At 42.3% G+C, this 673-nt stretch carries 1 protein-coding gene; it reads right to left on the bottom strand.

Annotation, left to right across the window (positions count from 1 at the left end; translation table 11 throughout):
• On the bottom strand, positions 1–542 hold a 542-nt coding region (locus tag A3729_RS04905; protein WP_156497672.1), incomplete at its 3' end, for a PAS domain-containing protein.
• Between the last annotated feature and the right edge of the window lie 131 nt (positions 543–673).

Below are 673 nucleotides of genomic sequence, written 5' to 3'. Positions count from 1 at the left end.
ACTATCAATGCGCTGAGCATTAGAAACACTACACCCAGAAACATAAACTGCTGAGTGAGTTTTATATTGCCTAATTTAGGAAGATATTGAGTAATGCCTGGCTTAACGACATTGCCGCCATCCAAGGCTATTTCGCCATTTTTAAGGGCAACATAGGCGCCTTCTGCAGCGGCAATCTCTTCACGACTGGGAATCGAACGAACCGACATATATTCAGTGATATTGCCATTTTCCCAAATAGGTGTCACATTCGCCTTCACCCAATAAAAGTCACCATTCTTACAACGGTTCTTGACGATTCCCGTCCAGGGTTGGCCCTTCTTCATTGTTGCCCAAAGATCCTTAAAGGCTTCGGGCGGCATATCAGGGTGCCTGACAACATTATGATTTTTCCCGACCAGTTCTTGCTCAGTAAAACCACTAATAGCGATAAATGCTTGGTTGACGTAAGTCGTAATACCTTTGAGATTAGTTTTAGAAACCAAAGTCTGGCCTTCGACCATCATGACTTCATTGTCAGTCACCGGCATATTGATCTTCATAGAGACACCCTAAGTATTTTTTAAGCGCGTTATTTTTAGATAGTGTGTAGTGAGCAAGCTATAGACTAGTTATCGTCATGTCGGCCCATTTCCTTGAATGAATCTGTCTATTTTGGGGTGAATTGCTTATT

Source organism: Oleiphilus sp. HI0043, from assembly GCF_001634935.1.
The sequence above is the reverse complement of the archived record's forward strand: the minus strand, read 5'-3'. Positions and strand labels throughout refer to the sequence as shown.